This is a genomic window from Streptomyces sp. NPDC003284 (assembly GCF_053589675.1).
Genome location: NZ_JBSFSI010000024.1, coordinates 61,341 through 80,076, shown reverse-complemented (window position 1 = coordinate 80,076; position 18,736 = coordinate 61,341). Strand labels below are relative to the sequence as shown.

Annotated in this window: 18 protein-coding genes and 1 pseudogene; 10 read left to right on the top strand and 9 right to left on the bottom strand. The window is 73.4% G+C overall.

Translation table 11 applies throughout. The features are described from left to right. Nucleotides 1–59 precede the first annotated feature (59 nt). Nucleotides 60–425 carry a helix-turn-helix transcriptional regulator gene (locus ACWDYF_RS32935; protein WP_381736926.1) on the top strand — a complete coding sequence of 122 codons (366 nt, stop codon included), beginning with the start codon at nucleotides 60–62 and terminating at the stop codon, nucleotides 423–425. A gap of 76 nt (nucleotides 426–501) precedes the next feature. On the opposite strand, the gene ACWDYF_RS32930 is transcribed toward ACWDYF_RS32935, so the two are convergent. Beyond that, nucleotides 502–879 (bottom strand): nuclear transport factor 2 family protein, encoded by a 378-nt coding sequence (locus ACWDYF_RS32930; RefSeq protein WP_037894940.1) that lies wholly within the window; start codon nucleotides 877–879, stop codon nucleotides 502–504. A 300-nt stretch (nucleotides 880–1,179) separates the two neighbouring features. Between ACWDYF_RS32930 and ACWDYF_RS32925 the strand changes: the two genes are divergently transcribed. Then, complete coding sequence (locus ACWDYF_RS32925) at nucleotides 1,180–1,722, top strand: DUF4232 domain-containing protein (protein WP_389472800.1); 543 nt, start codon at nucleotides 1,180–1,182, stop codon at nucleotides 1,720–1,722. Nucleotides 1,723–1,729: 7 nt separating this feature from the next. On the opposite strand, the gene ACWDYF_RS32920 is transcribed toward ACWDYF_RS32925, so the two are convergent. The 5 genes and pseudogenes from ACWDYF_RS32920 to ACWDYF_RS32900 form a co-directional block, all read right to left on the bottom strand. Next, nucleotides 1,730–2,326 carry an HAAS signaling domain-containing protein gene (locus ACWDYF_RS32920; RefSeq protein ID WP_381736929.1) on the bottom strand — a complete coding sequence of 199 codons (597 nt, stop codon included), beginning with the start codon at nucleotides 2,324–2,326 and terminating at the stop codon, nucleotides 1,730–1,732. After that, nucleotides 2,323–2,706, bottom strand: a complete 384-nt coding sequence (locus tag ACWDYF_RS32915) for a PadR family transcriptional regulator (RefSeq protein ID WP_026252246.1) — start codon at nucleotides 2,704–2,706, stop codon at nucleotides 2,323–2,325. The genes ACWDYF_RS32920 and ACWDYF_RS32915 overlap by 4 nt, the downstream gene beginning before the upstream one ends. 107 nt (nucleotides 2,707–2,813) lie before the next feature. After that, nucleotides 2,814–3,631 (bottom strand): annotated as a pseudogene (locus ACWDYF_RS32910) (IS5 family transposase). Nucleotides 3,632–3,873: 242 nt separating this feature from the next. Then, a complete protein-coding gene (locus ACWDYF_RS32905; RefSeq protein WP_389474010.1) occupies nucleotides 3,874–4,290 on the bottom strand; it encodes a (R)-mandelonitrile lyase in 417 nt (138 codons plus the stop codon). Between the two features lie 101 nt (nucleotides 4,291–4,391). Next, nucleotides 4,392–5,408 carry a zinc-dependent alcohol dehydrogenase family protein gene (locus ACWDYF_RS32900; protein WP_389474012.1) on the bottom strand — a complete coding sequence of 339 codons (1,017 nt, stop codon included), beginning with the start codon at nucleotides 5,406–5,408 and terminating at the stop codon, nucleotides 4,392–4,394. A gap of 263 nt (nucleotides 5,409–5,671) precedes the next feature. On the opposite strand from ACWDYF_RS32900, the gene ACWDYF_RS32895 reads away from it, so the two are divergent. Both ACWDYF_RS32895 and ACWDYF_RS32890 read left to right on the top strand, forming a co-directional pair. Further along, nucleotides 5,672–6,556: a helix-turn-helix transcriptional regulator gene (locus ACWDYF_RS32895; protein WP_389474014.1), complete on the top strand. Its 885-nt coding sequence runs from the start codon at nucleotides 5,672–5,674 to the stop codon at nucleotides 6,554–6,556. A gap of 79 nt (nucleotides 6,557–6,635) precedes the next feature. Continuing rightward, a complete protein-coding gene (locus tag ACWDYF_RS32890) occupies nucleotides 6,636–7,712 on the top strand; it encodes a polyprenyl synthetase family protein (RefSeq protein ID WP_389474016.1) in 1,077 nt (358 codons plus the stop codon). A gap of 31 nt (nucleotides 7,713–7,743) precedes the next feature. Here the strand turns inward: ACWDYF_RS32890 and ACWDYF_RS32885 are convergent, their stop codons facing one another. After that, nucleotides 7,744–9,339, bottom strand: coding sequence for an oxidoreductase (locus ACWDYF_RS32885; RefSeq protein WP_389474018.1), 1,596 nt, complete (start codon nucleotides 9,337–9,339; stop codon nucleotides 7,744–7,746). An 86-nt stretch (nucleotides 9,340–9,425) separates the two neighbouring features. Here ACWDYF_RS32885 and ACWDYF_RS32880 point away from each other — a divergent pair, with 86 nt between their 5' ends. Continuing rightward, on the top strand, nucleotides 9,426–10,223 hold the full coding sequence (locus tag ACWDYF_RS32880) for a helix-turn-helix domain-containing protein (RefSeq protein ID WP_381736934.1): 798 nt from the start codon (nucleotides 9,426–9,428) through the stop codon (nucleotides 10,221–10,223). Here the strand turns inward: ACWDYF_RS32880 and ACWDYF_RS32875 are convergent. Further along, nucleotides 10,210–11,823, bottom strand: a complete 1,614-nt coding sequence (locus ACWDYF_RS32875; protein ID WP_389474020.1) for an MFS transporter — start codon at nucleotides 11,821–11,823, stop codon at nucleotides 10,210–10,212. The genes ACWDYF_RS32880 and ACWDYF_RS32875 overlap by 14 nt on opposite strands. Nucleotides 11,824–12,117: 294 nt before the next feature. On the opposite strand from ACWDYF_RS32875, the gene ACWDYF_RS32870 reads away from it, so the two are divergent. Genes ACWDYF_RS32870 through ACWDYF_RS32850 form a run of 5 tightly spaced genes read left to right on the top strand, consistent with a single transcriptional unit; the run spans nucleotide 12,118 to nucleotide 17,826 of the window. Further along, nucleotides 12,118–13,650, top strand: coding sequence for an ABC transporter substrate-binding protein (locus tag ACWDYF_RS32870; RefSeq protein ID WP_389474022.1), 1,533 nt, complete (start codon nucleotides 12,118–12,120; stop codon nucleotides 13,648–13,650). 6 nt (nucleotides 13,651–13,656) lie between these two features. Beyond that, entirely contained in the window at nucleotides 13,657–14,601 is a 945-nt protein-coding gene (locus tag ACWDYF_RS32865) for an ABC transporter permease (protein ID WP_381736937.1), read from the top strand. Further along, complete coding sequence (locus ACWDYF_RS32860) at nucleotides 14,598–15,446, top strand: ABC transporter permease subunit (protein WP_389474024.1); 849 nt, start codon at nucleotides 14,598–14,600, stop codon at nucleotides 15,444–15,446. Before ACWDYF_RS32865 ends, ACWDYF_RS32860 begins: the two co-directional genes overlap by 4 nt. Continuing rightward, nucleotides 15,434–17,044: an ABC transporter ATP-binding protein gene (locus tag ACWDYF_RS32855; protein ID WP_389474026.1), complete on the top strand. Its 1,611-nt coding sequence runs from the start codon at nucleotides 15,434–15,436 to the stop codon at nucleotides 17,042–17,044. The genes ACWDYF_RS32860 and ACWDYF_RS32855 overlap by 13 nt, the downstream gene beginning before the upstream one ends. Further along, on the top strand, nucleotides 17,041–17,826 hold the full coding sequence (locus ACWDYF_RS32850; RefSeq protein WP_389474028.1) for a class I SAM-dependent methyltransferase: 786 nt from the start codon (nucleotides 17,041–17,043) through the stop codon (nucleotides 17,824–17,826). Before ACWDYF_RS32855 ends, ACWDYF_RS32850 begins: the two co-directional genes overlap by 4 nt. A 34-nt stretch (nucleotides 17,827–17,860) precedes the next feature. On the opposite strand, the gene ACWDYF_RS32845 is transcribed toward ACWDYF_RS32850, so the two are convergent. Next, complete coding sequence (locus ACWDYF_RS32845; RefSeq protein WP_389474030.1) at nucleotides 17,861–18,628, bottom strand: AraC family transcriptional regulator; 768 nt, start codon at nucleotides 18,626–18,628, stop codon at nucleotides 17,861–17,863. Between the last annotated feature and the right edge of the window lie 108 nt (nucleotides 18,629–18,736).

Sequence of the window (18,736 nt, the reverse complement as noted above, 5' to 3'; positions counted from 1 at the left end):
GCACGAAAAGTATGTCACGTATCCGCATTCCGGCAATGATGTGCTCTAAAATGCTGCGCATGGTCGCCGTACCCGAATCCCACACCGGCTGGACGTTCATCACCAACCACGCGCGTGTGCTGGCGGCCATCGCCGACAACCCGAACGTCCGCATCCGGGACATCGCCGCCCACTGCCGGCTGACGGAGCGCGCCGTCCAGCGGATCATCTCCGATCTGGAGGAGGGCGGTTACCTCTCCCACACCCGCGACGGGCGCACGAACACCTACCGCATCGAGCCGGACAAGGTGCTGCGCCACCCGGCGGAGGCCGGTCTCTCCGTGGCCTCGCTGCTCTCCCTCCTGGTGCGCGACGAGACCGAACGCGGCGCCCAGCCGACGGCCCGGTCCGCGCGGCGCACGGCCCGTGACGACGGCGCCCGGTAGCGCTCCGACCGGGGAAACAGCGGGCCGGAGCGCCGACGGGGCAGGTTCGGGAGAAGGGCAGCGGCGGAAGGACGGCTCAGGAGGCGAACGGCTCGATCTCCCCCGCGAAGACGATGATCTGGTCGATGAGGCTCCGTCGCAGATGGACGACGTCCGTTCCCGCGAGGCGGGGGCCTCCGTCAGGGGTGGTGAAGACCCACTGGTACCGGGCCCATTCGTCCGGCATGTCCACCGCCGAGCAGCGCACCATCGTGCCGGTCCCGGCCGGGTGGCGCCGGATGTCCAGCACGAACCGCTCGACCGCCTCGATCCCTTCGCTGCGCCCCAACGGCCCCCAGAAGACCACGTCCGAGGTCAGGGCCTGGGAGAGCAGGGCCGTCACATAGCTGTCGTCCGAGGCGTTGAACGCGGAGATGAACGTGTCGATCGCGGAGCGTGCGGTCTCTTCCTGCATGCCCCAGTAATACCAGCCGAGCCGGTCGGCGGCGAAGCCGGAGGGCGGGGGCGTCGGCCGCGGCCTCGCGGGTCCGTGTCACGTGCCGCGGGCCGTCCGGCCGCCGCCGTCAGGGGCGCCCGCAACCCCCATGGGAACACCCGTACTTGGCATACGGGCAAGCGTTCCCATCGGGTCCCGAGGTCACGCAAAAGGTTCTTCCTGACGCCGAACCTCCCACGGGTGTCGCGCATCTTCAGGTGCACAGGCGCGCACCGACCGCGCGCGCCGGTCCGTCCTGCGAGGGGAACGCGAAACTCCATGAAGAGCAAACTGATCACCGTGGCCCTTGCGGCCGCCGTCGCCACCGGTACCGCCGCTGCCGCCGTCCCGGCCTCGGCCGCCCCCGCCGCGGCCCGGCCGACCCGCTGCCACACCGCCGATCTGAAGGCCGGCTTCGCCACGGGGGAGGACGCGATGCCGGAGATGAAGCAGACCAAGAAGCAGACGCAGGCGCACATCTGGTTCACGAACCGGAGCAAGCGCACCTGCACCCTGTCCGGCTTCGCCGGCGTCGACATGGTCGGCGCGCAGAAGACCGACGGCACCTGGTCGCTGGTGCGCTCCTCCGCGAAGCCCGTGCGGATGACCCTGGAGCGGGGCGACACGGTGGACTTCGGCATCACCCTGCTCCCGGTGGCCGCTTCCACGCCGCGGAAGGAGAAGTTCGTCCCGGCGACGTTCCTGGTCACACCGCCGGACGAGACGCGGCACTTCACGCTGAAGTGGCCGTTCGGCGGCCAGATCCTCAAGCAGGACGGCGCCACCCACCCGGCCACCTATCTCAACCCGGTCGGGCTGTAGCGACACCTCAGGGCCGGCGGACCCGCCAGAGCCATGCCGCGGCGCCGGTCAGCAGGGCGAGCATCGCCAGATTGGCCACCAGGGCCGGGGAACCACCCAACGGGCCGCCGCGCGACAGGTTCCAGGTGGCGATGACGGCGGTCGGCAGGACGGCGGTGACCAGGACACCGGTGGACTTCTGGACGGCGGTCCAGTGCACCGACGTGCACAGGAGCACCGCGCCGGTGATGCGGAACAGGACGCCGAACAGCGGGCCGGGCTGGCCGGGGAAGACCATCATGAAGGGCAGCGAGAGGGTGAGCATCGCGAGCGGGACGAGGGGGTGCACCTTGCCCCGTCGCGCGGGTGCCGGGGCACCGCCCGCGGCCTGCGCCCCGGTGGTCCGCTCCCCCGCCTCGGCCAGCGCCGTCGCCGCGATCGCACGGGGGTCCCCCAGCTCCGCCAGGACCGCGCCGACGGCGACACCGGGGCGTTCGGCGCGGGTGACCTCGATGTGCTCGGCGAGATCGGCGAGGAGTTCCTGGCGGCGGTCGGCGGGCAGTGCGCCGGCCTCGCGCTCGACGGCGGCGAGGTAGTCGCGTACGGGGTCGGCGGTGGTCTTCATACGAGGTCTCCGGTGGAATGGTGCGGGTGGTGCGGGGTGGCGAGGAAGGTGTCTACGGCGTCGCGGAAGCCCGGCCAGACGTGGGTGAACTCGTCGAGCGCGGCCCGCCCGCTGTCGGTGAGCGCGTAGTAGCGGCGGGGCGGTCCCGACGCGGACTCCTGCCAGGTGGTGGTGACCAGGTCGTCGCGGCGCAGCCGCGAGAGCAGGGGGTAGACGGTGCCCTGGCTGGTCGCGAGGGCACCGGAGTCCTCCAGGGCATGGAGAAGCTCCACACCGTAGCGGGGGCGGTCCCGCATCAGGGCGAGTACGCAGTACTCCAGGACCCCCTTGCGCAGCTGGGCTGCCGCCCGAGCCTGCTTGGTCGAATCACCTGGTTCCATGCGATGCAAGATACCTGGTCGGACAAGTGCCTGGGAAGGGGGGTCCCAGGAAACCGGGCAGGTGCGGGTCTGCCCGCCTCGCCGACCGGATCCCCTTAGACCGTGTCCTATGTGGTGAGGCGGACGAGTCGCTTGTGGCAGCAGATGGCTGCGGCGAGGCCGAGAAAGGCCAGGTAGTTACGGGGGTCGCGCTCGTAGCGGGGGCTGAGTCGGCGGTAGCCGGACAGTCATGAGATCGTCCGCTCGATCACCCACCTTCGGCGGCCCAACCGTTCGCTGGACTCGATGCCTTTGCGGGCGATGCGCACGCCGATGCGTTTGCCGCGTAACCATTTCCGCAGGTGGGGGACGTCATACGCCTTGTCGGCGTGCATGCGTTGAGGCTTGAAGTGGCGGCCGCGGTGGGGGTCGTGTCTCGTTTGGTGACCCTCGACCATGGGCTTCAGCGCTTCGCTGTCGTGGGTGTTGGCGGCCGAGACGCCGACGACCAGGGGCAGTCCGTTCGCGTCCGACAGGACATGCATCTTGGAACCCGGCTTACCCCGGTCCACGGGGCTCGGACCTGTGAGTTCGCCCCTTTTTTAGCCCGGACATGAGCGGAGTCGAGGACGACCCGCGAGACGTCGATGAGGCAAGCGTCATCGAATCGGTGCAGCACCGCTTCGTGCAGCCGTCCCCACACGCCAGCCCGCGACCAGATCAGGAACCGGCGGTGCGCGGTGGACTTCGATATCCCGAAACACGGCGGCAGAGCCCGCCAGGCACAACCGCTGACCAGCACGTAGGTGATCGCCGCGAACAGCGGCTCATCAGGCGTGTCCTGCGTTCCCCCGCCCTGCGGCCGCACCTTCGACGGTGGGATCAGCGGCTCGGCGATCTCCCACAAGCCGTCCGGAACAATCCAACTCCACGTACCCCGCCCCATAGACAGCCCAACGAGCGATCACCACATAGGACACGGTCTTAGTGCTCCCGCCGCGCACCCTCACCCGGCACGGCGAACGCCTCACCGCTCCCGCGCACTTCCCCTCCCGCGCACTTCCCCGCCTCGGCCGGCTGCCCGCGGATCCGCTCGGTCGAGCTGTATCCGGGGCAGAACTCGGGGGAGTTGGCCCCGGCCCGCTACGAAGCCCTACTCCCCGGCGCCGAGGTCACGATCCATACCCTTCACTCCTGCCTCTTCTGACGCGCCCCGCCGTACTGCGACTCCGTCACAGCCTCGGCCCACCGGGTCTCCGGGGTGTCGTCGCCGGTCCCCTCCCACAGGGCGAGGTGTTCCATGAAGCGGTCGGGGGCGGCGCCGTGCCAGTGCTCCTCGCCGGGCGGGCAGGCGACGGTCTGGCCGGGGTGGGCTTCGAGGACGGTGCCGTCCCGGGTGCCGATCAGGGCGATGCCGGAGACGACGTGCAGGGTCTGGCCCACGGCGTGCGCGTGCCAGTGGGTCCGGGCGCCGGGGGCGAAGCGGACGAGGTTGGCCCGTATCCGGGAGGGTTCCCGGCCGGCGACGATGACGTCCCACCACACGTCGCCGGTGAACCAGTCCGCGGGTGCCTTGCTGGTGGGCTGGGGTTCGATGAGTTCCATTCGGTGCTTCCTCCGGTGCGTGTCGATCGGACGGGGATGTGTCTGCCGAGGTCGGACGGTCCTCGCGCCGAGGGGGCGGACAGCGGGTCCGGCCCCGGCCGTCAGGGTGCGAGGAGTGTTTTGATCGCGCGGCGCTCGTCCATGGCCCGGTAGCCCTCGGCGACCTGGTCCAGGGGGAGCGTGAGGTCGAAGACCTTGCCGGGGTCGATGCTCCCGGTCAGCACGCGGTCGATGAGGTCGGGCAGGTAGCGCCGCACGGGCGCGGGGCCGCCGCGCAGCCCGACGTGCGAGAAGAAGAGTTCCTGGCCGTCGACGGCGACGCCGTGCGGCATCCCGACGAAGCCGACGCTGCCGCCGGGCCGTGCCGAGTGCAGCGCCTGCCGCATGGCCTGGGCGGTGCCGACGCACTCCAGGACGCTGTCGGCGCCGATCCCGCCGGTCAGCTCCTTGATCCGGGCCACGCCCTCCTCGCCGCGTTCGGCGACGATGTCGGTGGCGCCGAACTCCAGCGCGAGCTGCTGCCGGCTCTCGTGGCGCGACATGGCGATGACGCGCTCCGCGCCCCTCTCCTTCGCCGCGATCACCGCGCACAGACCGACCGCTCCGTCACCGACGACGACGGCGGTGGAGCCGGGCGTCACCTCGGCGGCGTCGGCCGCCCACCAGCCGGTCCCCAGCACGTCGGAGACGGCCAGCAGTCCCGGCCAGAACCGCTCGTCGGGCACCCCGTCGGTGGCGACGAGCGTGCCCTGGGCGTGGGGGATGCGGACGTACTCGGCCTGGCAGGTGCTCATGAACTCACGGTTCAGGCAACTGGACTGGAAGCCGTTGCGGCAGTTCGCGCAGGTGTTGTCCGAGGTGGCGAACGAGCCCACGACGAACTGTCCGGGCCGCAGGCCGGTGACCGCGGAGCCGACCTCCTCCACGAAGCCGACGTACTCGTGCCCCATGGGATGAGGTTGCTCGGTCGGCTCCGCGCCGCGGTACGGCCACAGGTCCGAGCCGCACACGCAGGTCACGGCCGTGCGGATGACGGCGTCGGTCGGCTGCTGGATCCTCGCGTCGTCCACGGTCTCGTAGCGGATGTCGCCGGGGGCGTGGATCACTGCTCCGCGCATGAGAGAAGTTCCTTACGTGACGTACTGTGGCGGACCGCGCACCCTCCGGTGTGCCGGTCGCCGCCGACCGCGGTGGCGGACCGGGGCGAGGGCGGCGCGCTGTGCGCCACGGTCCCGGGCCGGGCACCCCGGCCGCCCCTCGGGGCGGCCTCCGGGTGCCACGTCTTCCAGGAAACCGCTGCTCGGGCCGGGGAGCGAGTCACCGGTGAAGGGTGTACCGGCAGTACATCGCTCAGGGGGCCCGCGGGCCGTACCGTCGAGGCATGGACAACCGTGATGAGGTCCGCGACTTCCTGACCTCGCGGCGCGCCAGGATCAGCCCCGAGCAGGCCGGACTGCCCAAGGGACCCCGGCGCCGGGTGCCGGGCCTGCGCCGCAGCGAGGTCGCGGCCCTGGCCGACATGAGCGTCGAGTACTACGCGAAGCTCGAACGCGGCAGCCTCGCCGGGGTCTCCCCCGCCGTCCTGGAGTCCGTGGCGCGCGTGCTGCGGCTGGACGACGCCGAGCGCGCCCATCTGCTGAACCTCGCCCAGGCGGCGGACGGCACCGACGTCCTGGCCCGCCCGCGCCGCCACCGCACCGGGGACCGGTGGAAGGTCCACCGCAGCCTCCAGTGGACGCTGGACGCCGTCACGGCGGGACCGGCCTTCGTACGCAACGGCCGCCTGGACGTCCTCGCGACGAACCAGCTCGGCCGCGCCTTCCACCGCGATCTCTACGCCGACCCCGGCAACCAGGCCAACCTCGCCCGGTTCCAGTTCCTCGACCCGGCCTCCCGCCGCTTCTACCCCGACTGGGACATGTTCGCCGGGGTGACCGTCGCCGTCCTGCGCACCGAGGCGGGCCGCAACCCGTACGACCGGGACCTGCACGACCTCATCGGTGAACTGGCCACCCGCAGCGAGGAGTTCCGCACCCGGTGGGGCGCCCACGACGTCCGCCACCACGGCACCGGGACCAAGCACTTCCACCATGACATCGTCGGTGAGGTCACGCTCGCCTTCGAGGGTCTCGAACTGGCCGCCGAGCCCGGCCTGACGATGACCGTCTACGCCGCCGAGCCCGGCTCGGCGTCCGAGGAGGCCCTGCGTCTGCTCGCCTCCTGGGCCGCCACCCACGAGAGCCCGGCACCGGACGTGCGGGCCTGAGGGGACGGGTGGTGTTGAATGCGGGCCGGTGGTGCCGACCGGCGCCACTCTGCTTCGGCCCACCGACCCGGGGAGAACGATGACCACTGGGAACGAGACCGGTGTCCGCGAGCGGCTCACCGGCCACCGGGACCGCTTCGACGCCGGGTTCGCGCGCTACTTCGACACGGTCGCCCGGGAGCGGCCCTCGCGCGGGGTGTTCGTGCCCGAGGCGCTGGAGCTGGTGCGGGACATGTCGTTGCGCGGCGGGAAGCGGCTGCGGGTCGCCCTGCTGTACGAGGCGGCCCGGCTGGTGACCCCCGAGGCCGTGGCCGGGCTGGAGGAGGCCGCGCTCAGCATGGAGTTGCTGCACACGCACGGGCTGATCCACGACGACATCATCGACGACTCCCCCGTGCGCCGGGGGGCGCCGTCGGTGTACTACGCGTACCGCGAGCGCTTCCCCGGCCGGCCGCAGACGGCCCTGGGACTGGCGGTCCTGGCCGGGGACCTGGCCGCGTTCCTGTCGCTGCGGGTCCTGCTGACCGCGCCCGTCTCCCCCGAGCTGCGGCAGGCGATGGCGGCCGTCCAGGCGACGGCGGGGGCCGACACGGTCGCCGGTCAGATCCTGGACCTGGAACGGGACTTCGGCCCGGTTCCCGACCGGGAGATGCTGGACCTGGTGTCCGAGTACAAGAGCGCCCGGTACTCGGTGCTCGCCCCGCTGCGGCTGGGTCTGCTCGCGGCGGGCGCGGATCCTGCCGCCCATGACGAGGACCTCGCGCGGTACGCGACGCTGGTGGGCGTCGGCGGACAACTGCGCGACGACTACCTGGACCTGTTCGCGGACTCCGACACGGTCGGCAAACCGGCCGGGTCGGATCTCCGGGAGGGGCGCCGCAGTTACGCGGTGTGCGCGGTCCTGGCAGCGGCGACCGGACGCGAGCGGGAGGTCGTGGAGGCCGCGCTCGCCGGTCCCGGCTGCCGCCCGGAGACGGTCGGACAGGTCCGTGACATCGCCCGTCGGCACGGGGTCGACGAGCGGATGCGCACGGACCTCAACCGGCTCGCCGAGGAGGCGGCCTCGGTCGCGGCGGGCTGGCGGCCGCGGTGGCGCGAGGAGGCCGTGGCGTTCTTCGAGCGGCTGCCGCTGTGGGCCGCGCGCCGCGCCCGGTGACCTGGGGTGCCGCGGCACCGGGGCGGGCCGGTCACTGGCGGCTGATCGACCGGGAGATGCCGGTGGCCGTGGTGGTGGCCAGGATCCAGCCCGCCGCGGTCAGCGCGTAGGCGAGCCACTGGCCGGTGCCCCGGGGGGCGAAGGCGGTCTCCTGGCCGAAGGCACTGATCGGGATGAGCAGGTCGAGGGTGTAGAAGAGGGCGTTGAACGGCGGTGCCTTGCCCGCTTCCAGGGGCGCGGGGTGGTGGGCGCCGAAGAAGAGCGCGCCGCAGCAGAGCAGGGCCAGGAGCCAGAGTCCGGCGCGGAGCGGACGGTAGCCGTAGCCGATGGTCGCGTCCTGGACGTAGCCCCACAGGCGGGTGTGCGGGGGCAGCAGGGAGCGGCGGCGGCGCTGCTTGGCGAGGAGGACCGTGCGTGCCTCGTCCTCGTGGCCGAGCCGCCGGTAGGCCGCCGCGAGTTGTTCGTAGGGCTGCGGGTGGTAGCCGTCGCTGCCGCGCCGGAGCCAGCGGAGCCGTTCGGCGGCCGTCAGCGGGGCGGCGAGGGCCGTGTAGGCGGTGTCGGCCAGTCGCAGGTCGGCGGGCCAGGTGGCCGGGGTGTCGTAGAGGGTGCCCAGGTGGGCGTTGCTCGCGTCCACCGTGCCCTCGGCCGGACGCCGGGTGCGCAGGTCGGTCTCGCGGGCCTGGGTGAGGCGGAGGGACAGGGCGGTGCCGCCGGGGTCGGTCAGCGTGGCGTCGCGGAAGCTGAGCCGCGTACCGATGCGGCTGCCGTCGAGCGTGACGCCGCCGTTCACGGTGAGGCCCTGGCCGAGGTCGAAGTTGCGGGCGACGCTGACGTCGACGGCCTCCAGCGCGATGTCGCCCGCGTTGTCCAGCCGGGCGCCGCAGAAGCCGATCGCCGCCGCGACCGTGGCGCCGGAGAGGATGACCCGTCCTTCGGCGCTGAAGCCCGGATGGCAGGTGAAGTCCTCGGTGACCTGGACGTGGTAGGCGTCGAGGGCGTGGCCGCCCGGGTTGCTGAGCGAGGCGCCCTCCATGTCCAGCTCGCCCGACAGGGTGGCGCCGGTGAGCCGGAACGCGCCCCGGACGGTGAGACCGGTGCACAGGACGTCGCCGCCCGTGGTGAGGCGCACCGCGGAGACCGCCTCCGTGCCGGGTGCGGTGACCACGGCTTCGCGGAGATCCAGGTCGCTGTGGATCTGGGCGCGGGTGAGGACGAGGGGGCCGGTCAGGCGGGAGCGGGACAGGACCAGCCGGCCGTCGATCCGGGCGGTGTCGGCGGCGAGACCCGGCAGGGCGCAGCCGGTGAGGGCGAGGTCGCGCAGGTTCGCGCCCTGGAACAGGGGCACTTCGTCGAAGGCGCACTCGTCCAGGGCGACGGGCGCCGCGATCTCGGCGAAGCGCAGGTCGAGCCGGCCGGTGACGCGGGCTCCCGTGAGGCGCAGCGCCGGGCGGGCGCCGGGGGCGGGTGCGGCTGCGGCGCCCGTCAGCAGCGCCGCGACGACCTCGGCCCGTATCTCCGGTTCGACGGCCGGTGGGCCGTCGCGGACGTCGCGGAGGTCGACGGTGCCGCCGTGGGCGAAGGCGTGCCACAACCGGCTCTCGTAGGGGCTGAGTTCGTCGGGGCGCATGGTCGTCGATCTTTCCCGTGCGGGATGGGCCGGGCAAGGTCTCGTGCGGCCGCCGTGCCGAAGTGCCCGGCGTAGAGTGGGCTGTTGTGAGCGGCCCGGGGCGTATCAGCATCAGCTACGAGGAGCGTGCGGGCATCGTCATCCCGCTCGCGGCGGGCGGCGGACTGCCCACGCACAGCCATCCGCAGCACCAGTTGGCCTGGGCGCCGGACGGTGTGCTGACGATGGAGGCGGGTGACTTCCGCTGGGTCGTGCAGCGGTCGCGCGCGCTGTGGATCCCCGGTGGGGTGGAGCACGGGGTCCTGCCCGGCGCGTCCGGCGCGATGCTCTCGCTGTACTTCGAACCGGACGGCTGCCCGCTCCGGTGGGTCTCCCCGACGATCGTCGACGCCACCGGGCTGGTGGGGCCGCTGCTGTCCTACCTGATGGAGCTGGACGGCGGCATCGGCACCGGGGACCGGCGGACGCGGGCCACCGCGGTGCTGTGGGACCTGCTGGAGCCCGTGCCGGTCGCGACCCTGCCGGTCATCCTTCCCGACGACCCGCTGGCGCTGCGGGTGGCGCTCGCCATCCGTGCGGATCCGGCCGACGCACGGGATCTGGAGGAGTGGGGCCAGGAGGTCGGGGCATCGGCGCGCACGCTGTCGCGCCGGTTCCGTGCCGAGACCGGGGTGAGTTTCGCGAGCTGGCGGACGCTTCAGCGGCTCGACGCCGCGCTGCCGCTGCTGGGCGCGGGACAGCCGATCGCGCGGGTCGCCCGCGCGGTCGGCTACCGGACCGCGAGCGCCTTCGTCGCCGCGTTCCGGCGGGAGATCGGCACCACTCCCGCGGCGTACTTCGGCGCGAGTGGTGCCGGTGCCGGTGAGGGTCTCACACCCCGGTGAGCCGCGTTCGGGCCGCCGCCCTGGCGGCGCGGCCGCGGTCGACGGTGAAGGCGATCACCGCGAGGACCACGGAGACCGCGGCGACGACCGAGCCGAGGGTGGCCACGGAGTTGAGCGCGTCGACCGACGCGTGGTCGGCGACCCGGGTCAGCGCGGGCACGCTGCCCTGGAGCCGGGGCGGTACCGCCTCCAGCACCTGGTGACCCGAGCCGGCCCCGACCTGGTGGACGAACGCGTCCCTGAGGTCCTGGGGCACCGAGTCCGCTCCCGGTACGGCCGCGAGGCCGGAGGCGGCCTGCTGCCGGGCCACATGGCCGAACACCGAGCCGAGTCCGGCGATCCCGACAGCCATGCCGACCTGCCGCAGCGTGCCGAAGGTGGCGCTGGCCATTCCCGCGTTCTCCGGTGCGGCGAAGGTCAGGGACGCGGCCTGGGTGGCCGCGGTGATCGCGCCGAGGCCGACACCGCCGACCAGTTCACCGGGCAGGAAGTGGGTCCAGTCGTCGTCGGGGCCGAAGCCGCCGAGGAGGAACATGCCCGCCGCGACGAGTGCCATGGTGACGGTCAGCGAGACGGAGATCGGCACCTTCTTCGCGAGGACCGCGGTCAGGGGTGCGGCGATCATCGCGCCGACGCTGAGCGGGATGACCCGCAGGCCCATCTGGAGAGGTGTGCAGTCGAGCGTGCCGATGAGGAACAGCGAGAGGTAGGTGGTCGCGGCCATCAGTGTCGCCATGTGGGCGACCGACACGATCGCGGTGCCGGTGAAGCCGGGTCTCCTCGCCATGGCGACGTCGAGCAGCGGATGCTCGGCTCCGCGTATCTGCCAGGCCAGGAAGCCGGACACCAGGACGGCCGCGGCGGCGAGCAGACCGAGGACGGCCGGTGACGTCCAGCCGAGGACGCTGCTGCGGGTCACGGCGAACACACCGGCCACCAGACCGCCGGTGAGCAGCAGTGAGCCCAGCGGGTCGGCCCGGCGGCCGGACGCGCGGGCCGCCTCGGGCATCTTCAGTGCGGCGAGCACGAGGAGGGCGACGCCGATGGGCAGGTTGACGGTGAAGATGGAGCGCCAGCCGAACCGGGTGACGAGCGCGCCGCCGATGACCGGGCCGAGGACGGTCGCGCCCGCCATCACCGCGCCGTAGACGCCGATCGCCTTCGCCCGTGCGGCGGGTTCGGGGAAGGCCGCCGACAGCAGGGGCAGCGCGGTGGCGAAGAGCATGGCCGCGCCGACGCTCTGCACCGCGCGCAGGATGTCGAGCTGCACGATGCCGCCGGCGAGGGTGAGGGCCAGCGACGCGCCGGTGAACACGGCCATGCCGGCCAGGAACATCCGCTTGCGTCCGAACCGGTCGCCGAGGGTGGCGAAGGTCAGCAGGAGGCCGGCCAGCGGGATCGAATAGGCGTCGATGACCCACTGGAGGCCGTCGATGGAGGCGTCGAACTGCGTGCGGATGTCGGCGAGTGCCGCGGTGACGACGGTCGCGTCGAGCATCAGCATGAAGATCGCGGCACAGACCATGAACAGCACCGTGCCGGGGCGGCGTGGCATGTCGACGGGTGGTGTTCCGCGGGTGTCGGTCGCGGTCAAGGGCATGGGTTCCCCCTGGTGGGCGGGCATGGGATGCGGGTGCGGGGACACCGCCGTGCAGTGGGGGGCCGGTGCCGCACCGATCACGCTAGGGGGCGGGCGGCCCGACGGAAATGACGTACCAGGACGAGCAGTGTCGCGCAGCGGACAACCTGGGGCCGGGCCGCTCCGCCCGCCTGAACGGTCGCCGCGCCGCCCGCGTGACCAGTCCCACACGGGCCGCTATTGCATGATCGTTGCAATTGCTTATTTGATGCGTGTGCCGTGGTTCTGGAGCAACAGGCTGAAAGGGACGTCCACATGCCGGTCACCCCCACCCGCCGGAGTGTGCTCACCGCGGTGGCCGCGGCAGGCGCCGGCCTGCTCACCGGCTGTTCGGCCGCGGACTCCGGCTCCTCCGCGCCGAAGAAGGGCGGGACGCTGCGCGCGGCCTTCCCGGGCGCGGGGGTGAAGGAGACGATGGACCCGCACGCGCAGCGGCAGTTCGTCGACATCGCCCGGCACAAGGCCGTCTTCGACAAACTCGTCGAACTCGACTCCACACTGCGGCCGGTGCCGCGGCTGGCCCGCTCCTGGTCGAGCGACACCGAGGCCCGGGTGTGGCGGTTCGAGCTGCGGGAGGCCCGGTTCCACGACGGGCACGCCCTCACCCCGGACGACGTGCTGTACAGCCTCTCCCGGATCCTCGACCCGCGCGCCGCCGACCATCTCGCGAGGAACTCCCTGGCCCACATCGATCTGCCCAACTGCCGCAAGGCGGGCCGCCGGAGTGTGGAGATCGCGCTCACCCGGCCGGACGCCGAACTGCCCGGCCAGTTGGCGATGACCGGCACACCCGTCGTCCGCGACGGCTGGAACGACCCGCGCCACCCCGTCGGCACCGGCCCGTTCCGGTTCGTCTCCTTCACCGCGGGACGCGAGTTCACCGGACGCCGCTTCGACGGCCACTGGAACGGCGCCCCGCACCTGGACGAGGTGCGGATCCTGTCCGCCGAGACCGAGGCGCGCGCCGCAGCGGTACGCAGCGGGGAGGTGCACTTCGCGCACGAGATGACGCCGACCTTCGCCCGTACGGTGCAGCACGACAGCCGGGTGCGGGTGGTGGCGACCGAACGCAGCGGGGTGCAGGGCTTCGCGCTGAAGACGGACCGGGCGCCGTTCGACGACCCGCGGGCGGCGCTGGCCGTCAAGCTCCTCGTGGACCGCAGGCGGCTGGTGGACGTGGTCTGCTCGGGCCGCGCCGAGATCGGCAACGACGTGTACGGCAAGGGCTACACGTACTACCCGGACGGGCTCGAACAGCGCGAACGGGACGTGGCCGAGGCCCGGCGGCTGCTCAGGCGCACCGGTCTGTACAACAAGAAGGTGACCTTCTACACCTCCACGGCGGCCGACGGATTCGCGCAGGCCGCCCACCTGTTCACCGAGCAGGCCGGTGAGGCGGGTCTGAGGGTGGAGGTCGTCGACGGTCCGCCGGAGTCGTACTTCACCGACGTGCTGAGCAAGGGCACGGTCACCAACCACCGGTGCGGTGCCATGACCATCCCCACCTACCTCAGCGAGCGGCTGCTGAGCGACGCCCCGCAGAACGCGACGGCCTGGAAGCACCGGGACTTCGACGAGGCGTTCACCGCCGCACGGGCCGTGGCGGACGACGGCAGGCGCACCGAGCGGTACCGCGCGGTGCAGACGACGCTGCGCGACCGGGGCGGTCTGGTGCTGTGGGGGCATCCGCAGTGGCTGAACGCCGTGTCCCGCACCGTCCGGGGTGTGCGGGAGGCGCCGCCCAACACGGTGGACTGGGCGCGGTTCGACACGGTGTGGCTGGGCTGAGCACGGGTGCTGCGCTTCGCCCTGCGGCGGTGCGGGTGGACGCTCGTCCAGCTCGCCGCGCTCAGTGTCATCGTCTTCCTGCTGACCGATCTGCTGCCGGGGGACGCGGCCACCGTCGACTTCAACGAACAGGCCGGGCTCGGCCAAGTGGCCCAGTTGCGGGAGCAGATGGGGCTCGACCGGCCGCTCGCCGAGCGGTTCGCCGACTGGGCGCACGGCCTGCTCACCGGTGACCTCGGCACGTCGCTGGTCGGCGGCGGCCCGGTCGGCGAGGTGCTGTCGTCGTCGGTCCCGGTGACGGCGGCGCTGGCCGCCGTCACGGTCGTGCTGCTGGTGCCGCTGGCCGTCGCGCTCGGCCTGCTGACGGGGCTGCGGGCGGGCAGCAGGGCGGACCGCGTGGTGTCCGCGGTGACGCTGGCGCTCACCTCGGTACCGGACTTCGTGCTGGCGCTGCTGCTGGTCGGTGTCTTCTCGCTGCGTCTGGGCTGGCTGCCGTCGACCTGGATCGGCGCGGACGGCGTGTGGTGGCGGCGGCCGGAGCTGTTCGTGCTGCCGGTGGCGGTGCTGCTGGCCCGCACCGTGTGCGTGCTGTCCCGGCAGATCCGGGCCGGCACCGTCATCGCGCTGCACTCCGGCTACACGGTGCAGGCCCGGCGGCTCGGTGTGCCGCCCGCCCGGCTGGTGCTTCGGCACGTCCTGCCCAACGCGGCGGTCCCCGGCATCCAGGAACTGGCCCGCACCGGCGACCAGTTGCTGGGCGGGGTGCTCGTCGTCGAGGCCGTCTTCGCGGTCCCGGGCACCGCCACGGCACTGGTCGCGGCCGTGCAGAACCGCGACGTACCCACCGTGCAGGCCCTCACCCTGGCCCTGGCGGCCGTGGCGTGCCTGCTCAACCTGGCCGCGGATCTCGTCGGCCAGCGCCTGGCTCCCCGTACGGAGGTACTGCGATGAGGGCCCGCGGACGGTCCGGGGGCCGCCGGACGGCCGGGGGCGCGCTGCTGCTGGCGCTGCCGGTCACCGCCGCGGTCGTCGGCCCGCTGGTGACGGACCCGGGCATCCCGTCCGACGGCATGCCCTACGCCCTCGGCGACGGGCATCCGCTGGGGACGGACGCCCTGGGCCGGGACGTGCTGACCCTGGTGCTGCGCGGCGGGGCCAGCGCCCTGGGCGTGGCCTGTGCCGCGGTGGCGCTGGCCGTCGCCGCGGGCGGTGCGCTCGGGCTGACCGCCGCGGCAGCCCGCAGCCGTCTGCTGGACGACCTGCTGATGAGGCCGGTGGAACTGCTGCTGCCGCTGCCCTCGCTGCTGGTGATCAGTGTGGTGGGGGTCGGCTGGCGCGGGCATCCGGTCGCGGTGGCGCTGGCGGTGGCCGCCCTGAACGTGCCCGCCGTCGCCCGGCTGCTGCGCGCGGCGGCGCTGGACGCGGCCAGCGGTCCCGTGGCCGAGGCGATGCGGCTCCAGGGCGAGTCGGCGGCGCGCGTCCTCGTCCACCACGTCGGGCGGGCCGTGCTGCCGGTGGCCGCCGCGGACGCCGGGACGCGCGTCGGCGGCGCGGTCTTCACCGTGGCCGCCGCCAACTTCCTCGGTCTCGGCCTCGATCCGACCTCGCCGGACTGGGGCGTGGTGATCGCCGCGAGCCGGGAGGCGCTGTTCGTGCAGCCGTGGGCGGTGCTGGCGCCGACCCTGATGCTGGTGCTGTTCACCGTGGGCGCCAACCTGCTCGCGGACGGGCTGCTGCCGCACGCCGCGCGCTCCGGTGCGCGGACGCGCGGGAAGGCGGTGCCGTGGAACCGGTGATCGAGGTCAGCGGCCTGACGGCGCACGCCGGGACGGCCCGGCTCCTGGACGGTGTCGGGCTCACGGCCGCTCCGGGCACGGTGACCGCGCTGGTGGGGCCGTCCGGCAGCGGCAAGACCACGGCGGCGCTGGCCCTGCTGGGCGAGGCGGCGCCCGGAGTACGGCTGAGCGGCACGGTCCGGGTCGCGGGCGTCCCGGTGGTGGGCGCCGACGGACCGACGGGCGCCGGACGGGACGTCCGCGGCCGGGTCGTCTGCTACATGCCCCAGCACCCGGCCCACGCCCTCAACCCGGCCCGGCGGACCGGCTCGGTCCTCACCGAACTCGCGCGCCTGCACCGGCCGGACGCCCGCGGCCGGGCCGCCGCCGCCCGGTACGCCGCCGAGGCGCTGCACACCGCCGGGCTGCCGGACGACCCGGCCGTGCGGCGCCGCTTCCCGCACCAGTTCTCCGGCGGCCAGCGGCAGCGTGTCGCGCTCGCCCAGGTACTCGTCTGCGGCCCCCGGGTGCTGGTCCTCGACGAGCCCAGCACCGGTCTGGACACGGTGGCGCGGCTGCGGCTGGCCGGACAGCTGACGCGGCTTGCCGCCGACGGGTACGCGCTGCTGCTGCTCAGCCACGACCATGAACTGGTACGGGCGGTGGCCGGGCGCACCGTGGTCCTCGAACGCGGCCGGGTCGCCGCGACGGGCCCCACCACGGACGTCCTCCCGCCGCTCCCGGAGGCAGCGCCCTCGCCCGCCGCTCCCCCGGCGCGCGTCTCCACCGCGGTCGCCGGTGCCGTGCTGGAGGCGCGGGACCTGACCGCGTGGCTGCGGCCGGGCGGGCGGGGCGAGGTCCTGCGCGAGGTGTCCGTGCGGGTGCCCGAAGGCGGCTGCACCGCCGTCGTCGGACCCTCGGGAAGCGGCAAGACCGTGCTCGCGCGCTGCCTCGCCGGGCTGCACGAACGCCACCGGGGACACCTCACGTTCCGGGACTCGCCGCTGCCCGTGCTGCGCCACCGCACGGCCCGGCAGATCCGGGGTGTGCAGTACGTCTGGCAGGAGGTGCGGAACTCCTTCGACGAGCGGCGCACCGTGCTGGAACAGGTCGCCCGCACCGCCGTACGCCTGCGCGGTCTGACGGCGGCGGAGGCACAGCGGCGGGCCCGGCAGGTGTGGGAGCGGCTCGGGCTCACCCCGGAGCACGCCATGCGGCACGCCGCCTCGTTGTCCGGCGGGGAACTGCAACGCGCTGCGCTGGCACGGGCGTTGCTCGCCGAGCCGGATGTGCTGGTCTGCGACGAGATCACCACGGCGCTCGATGCCGTCAGCACCGGGCTCGTGACCGCCGAGATCGGCCGCCTGCGCGAGCGGAGCGACACGGCCGTGCTGTGGATCGGCCACGATCTCACGCTCGTGGAGCGGCTGGCCGACGACCTGGTCGTCCTCGACGCGGGCCGCGTCGTGGAATCGGGCGGCAGCCGTGCGGTCCTGGCCGCCCCGCGCTCCGAGACCACCCGCCTGCTGCTGCGGTCCCGGCATCTGGGCACCGCGGGCACGGCACCCGTCGAACCGGCCCCGTCCGGCGTCCAGCGAAAGGAACACCCCCACCCATGACCACCACCTCGACCGCGTCCGACTGGCAGCGGTGGCAGACGAGTTGGGACCGCCAGCAGGAGTGGTACATGCCGGACCGGGAGGAGCGCTTCCGGGTCATGACCGACGCGGTCGAGGCCGTGGCGGGCCGTACTCCGCTCGTCCTGGACATGGCCTGCGGCACCGGCAGCATCTCCGACCGCCTGCTGCGGCGGCTCCCCGGCGCCCGTACCGTCTGCGTGGACATCGATCCGGCCCTGCTGACCATCGCCCGCGGCCACTTCGCCGGTGACGGGCGGGTCACCTTCGCCGAGGCCGACCTCACCGACCCGGACTGGACCGCGCGGCTGCCCGTCGCCTCGTTCGACGCCGTCGTGACCGCCACCGCCCTGCACTGGCTGGACACCGGCCCGCTCCGCCGCCTCTACGGCAGCCTGGCCTCGCTGGTGCGCGAGGGCGGTGTGTTCCTCAACGCCGACCACATGTGCGACGAGTCGGCGCCCCGGCTCAACGCGGCCCTGCACGCCCTGCTGCTCGAAGGCCGGGAGCGGCGGCGGCGCGCGGGCGCCCTCGACTGGGCCGACTGGTGGAGCCGTGTCGCGGACGATCCCGTTCTCGCCGGACCGGCGGCCCGCCGCTTCGCCCTGCTCGGCGATCCGCGCGAGCCCCGCCCCGCCGGTGCGCTACCCGACCGCCCCACGGCCACCAGCTGGCACCTGGACACGCTGCGGGAGCAAGGCTTCACCGAGGCACGGCAGTTGTGGTGCTCGGCGAGCGACGCGCTGGTGGCCGCGCTGCGCTGAACCCTCGGGCGCCGGGACACCGCGCCGGACACGCTCACCGCTCCCGAGGGTCGTGCACTCCCGCGCGGTACGTCCCGGGTGTGGTGCCCATGGCCTGGGCGAAGATGTCCACGAAGGCACTGGCCGACGCCCAGCCGCAGGCGTGGGCGGTGTCGGTGACGGTGGCGTCCTCGGCGAGCAGCACCATGGCGTTGAAGAGACGGACCCGGGTGCGCCACTGGGGGTAGGTCATACGGAACTCGCCGCGGAACAGCCGGGACAGGGTGCGTTCGCCGACGTGGGCGTGGCGGGCGAGTTCGGCGAGGGTGTACGGGCGGCTCAGGTCGGCCTCCACCAGGCGGCAGACCTGGGCCAGCCGCCGGTCCCTCGGCACGGGCAGCATGATCGGCTGCTCCGCGACCCGGCGGAGCCGGTCACGCAGGACCGCCTCGATGTGACGGGTCTCGGTGCGGGTGAGGTCGGGGCTGGTGAGGGCGATCAGCAGTTCGCGCACGAGGGCGTCGACGGCGACGACGGCCGGTGTCCGCGCGTCGAGCACGGGCTTCGGGTCCCCGGCCGGGAAGCCGACGGTGTGGAAGCGGCTGCGGCCGTAGAAGCGGTGCTCGTGCCAGGTGTGCGCCGGGATCCACAGGGCCCGGTCGTTCGGCGCGATCCAGGAGCCGTGCTCGGTGCGGATCGCGAGGACGCCCGAGCTGACGTAGATCAGCTGGTGGTCGTCGTGGCGGTGGCGGTCGATGACATCGCCGCCCGCGCGGGACTGGGTGCTGGTCGGCGCGACCGGCTGGTGTCGGATCTCGGACATCGAGGGGAAGGATAGGTCTTGTCGGTACGGGGCGTGGGGCCCGGCGCCGGGCGGGGCAGGTGGCCGCGCCCGTACGGCGGCGCGGCGCGCACCCGCTCACCCGGTCCC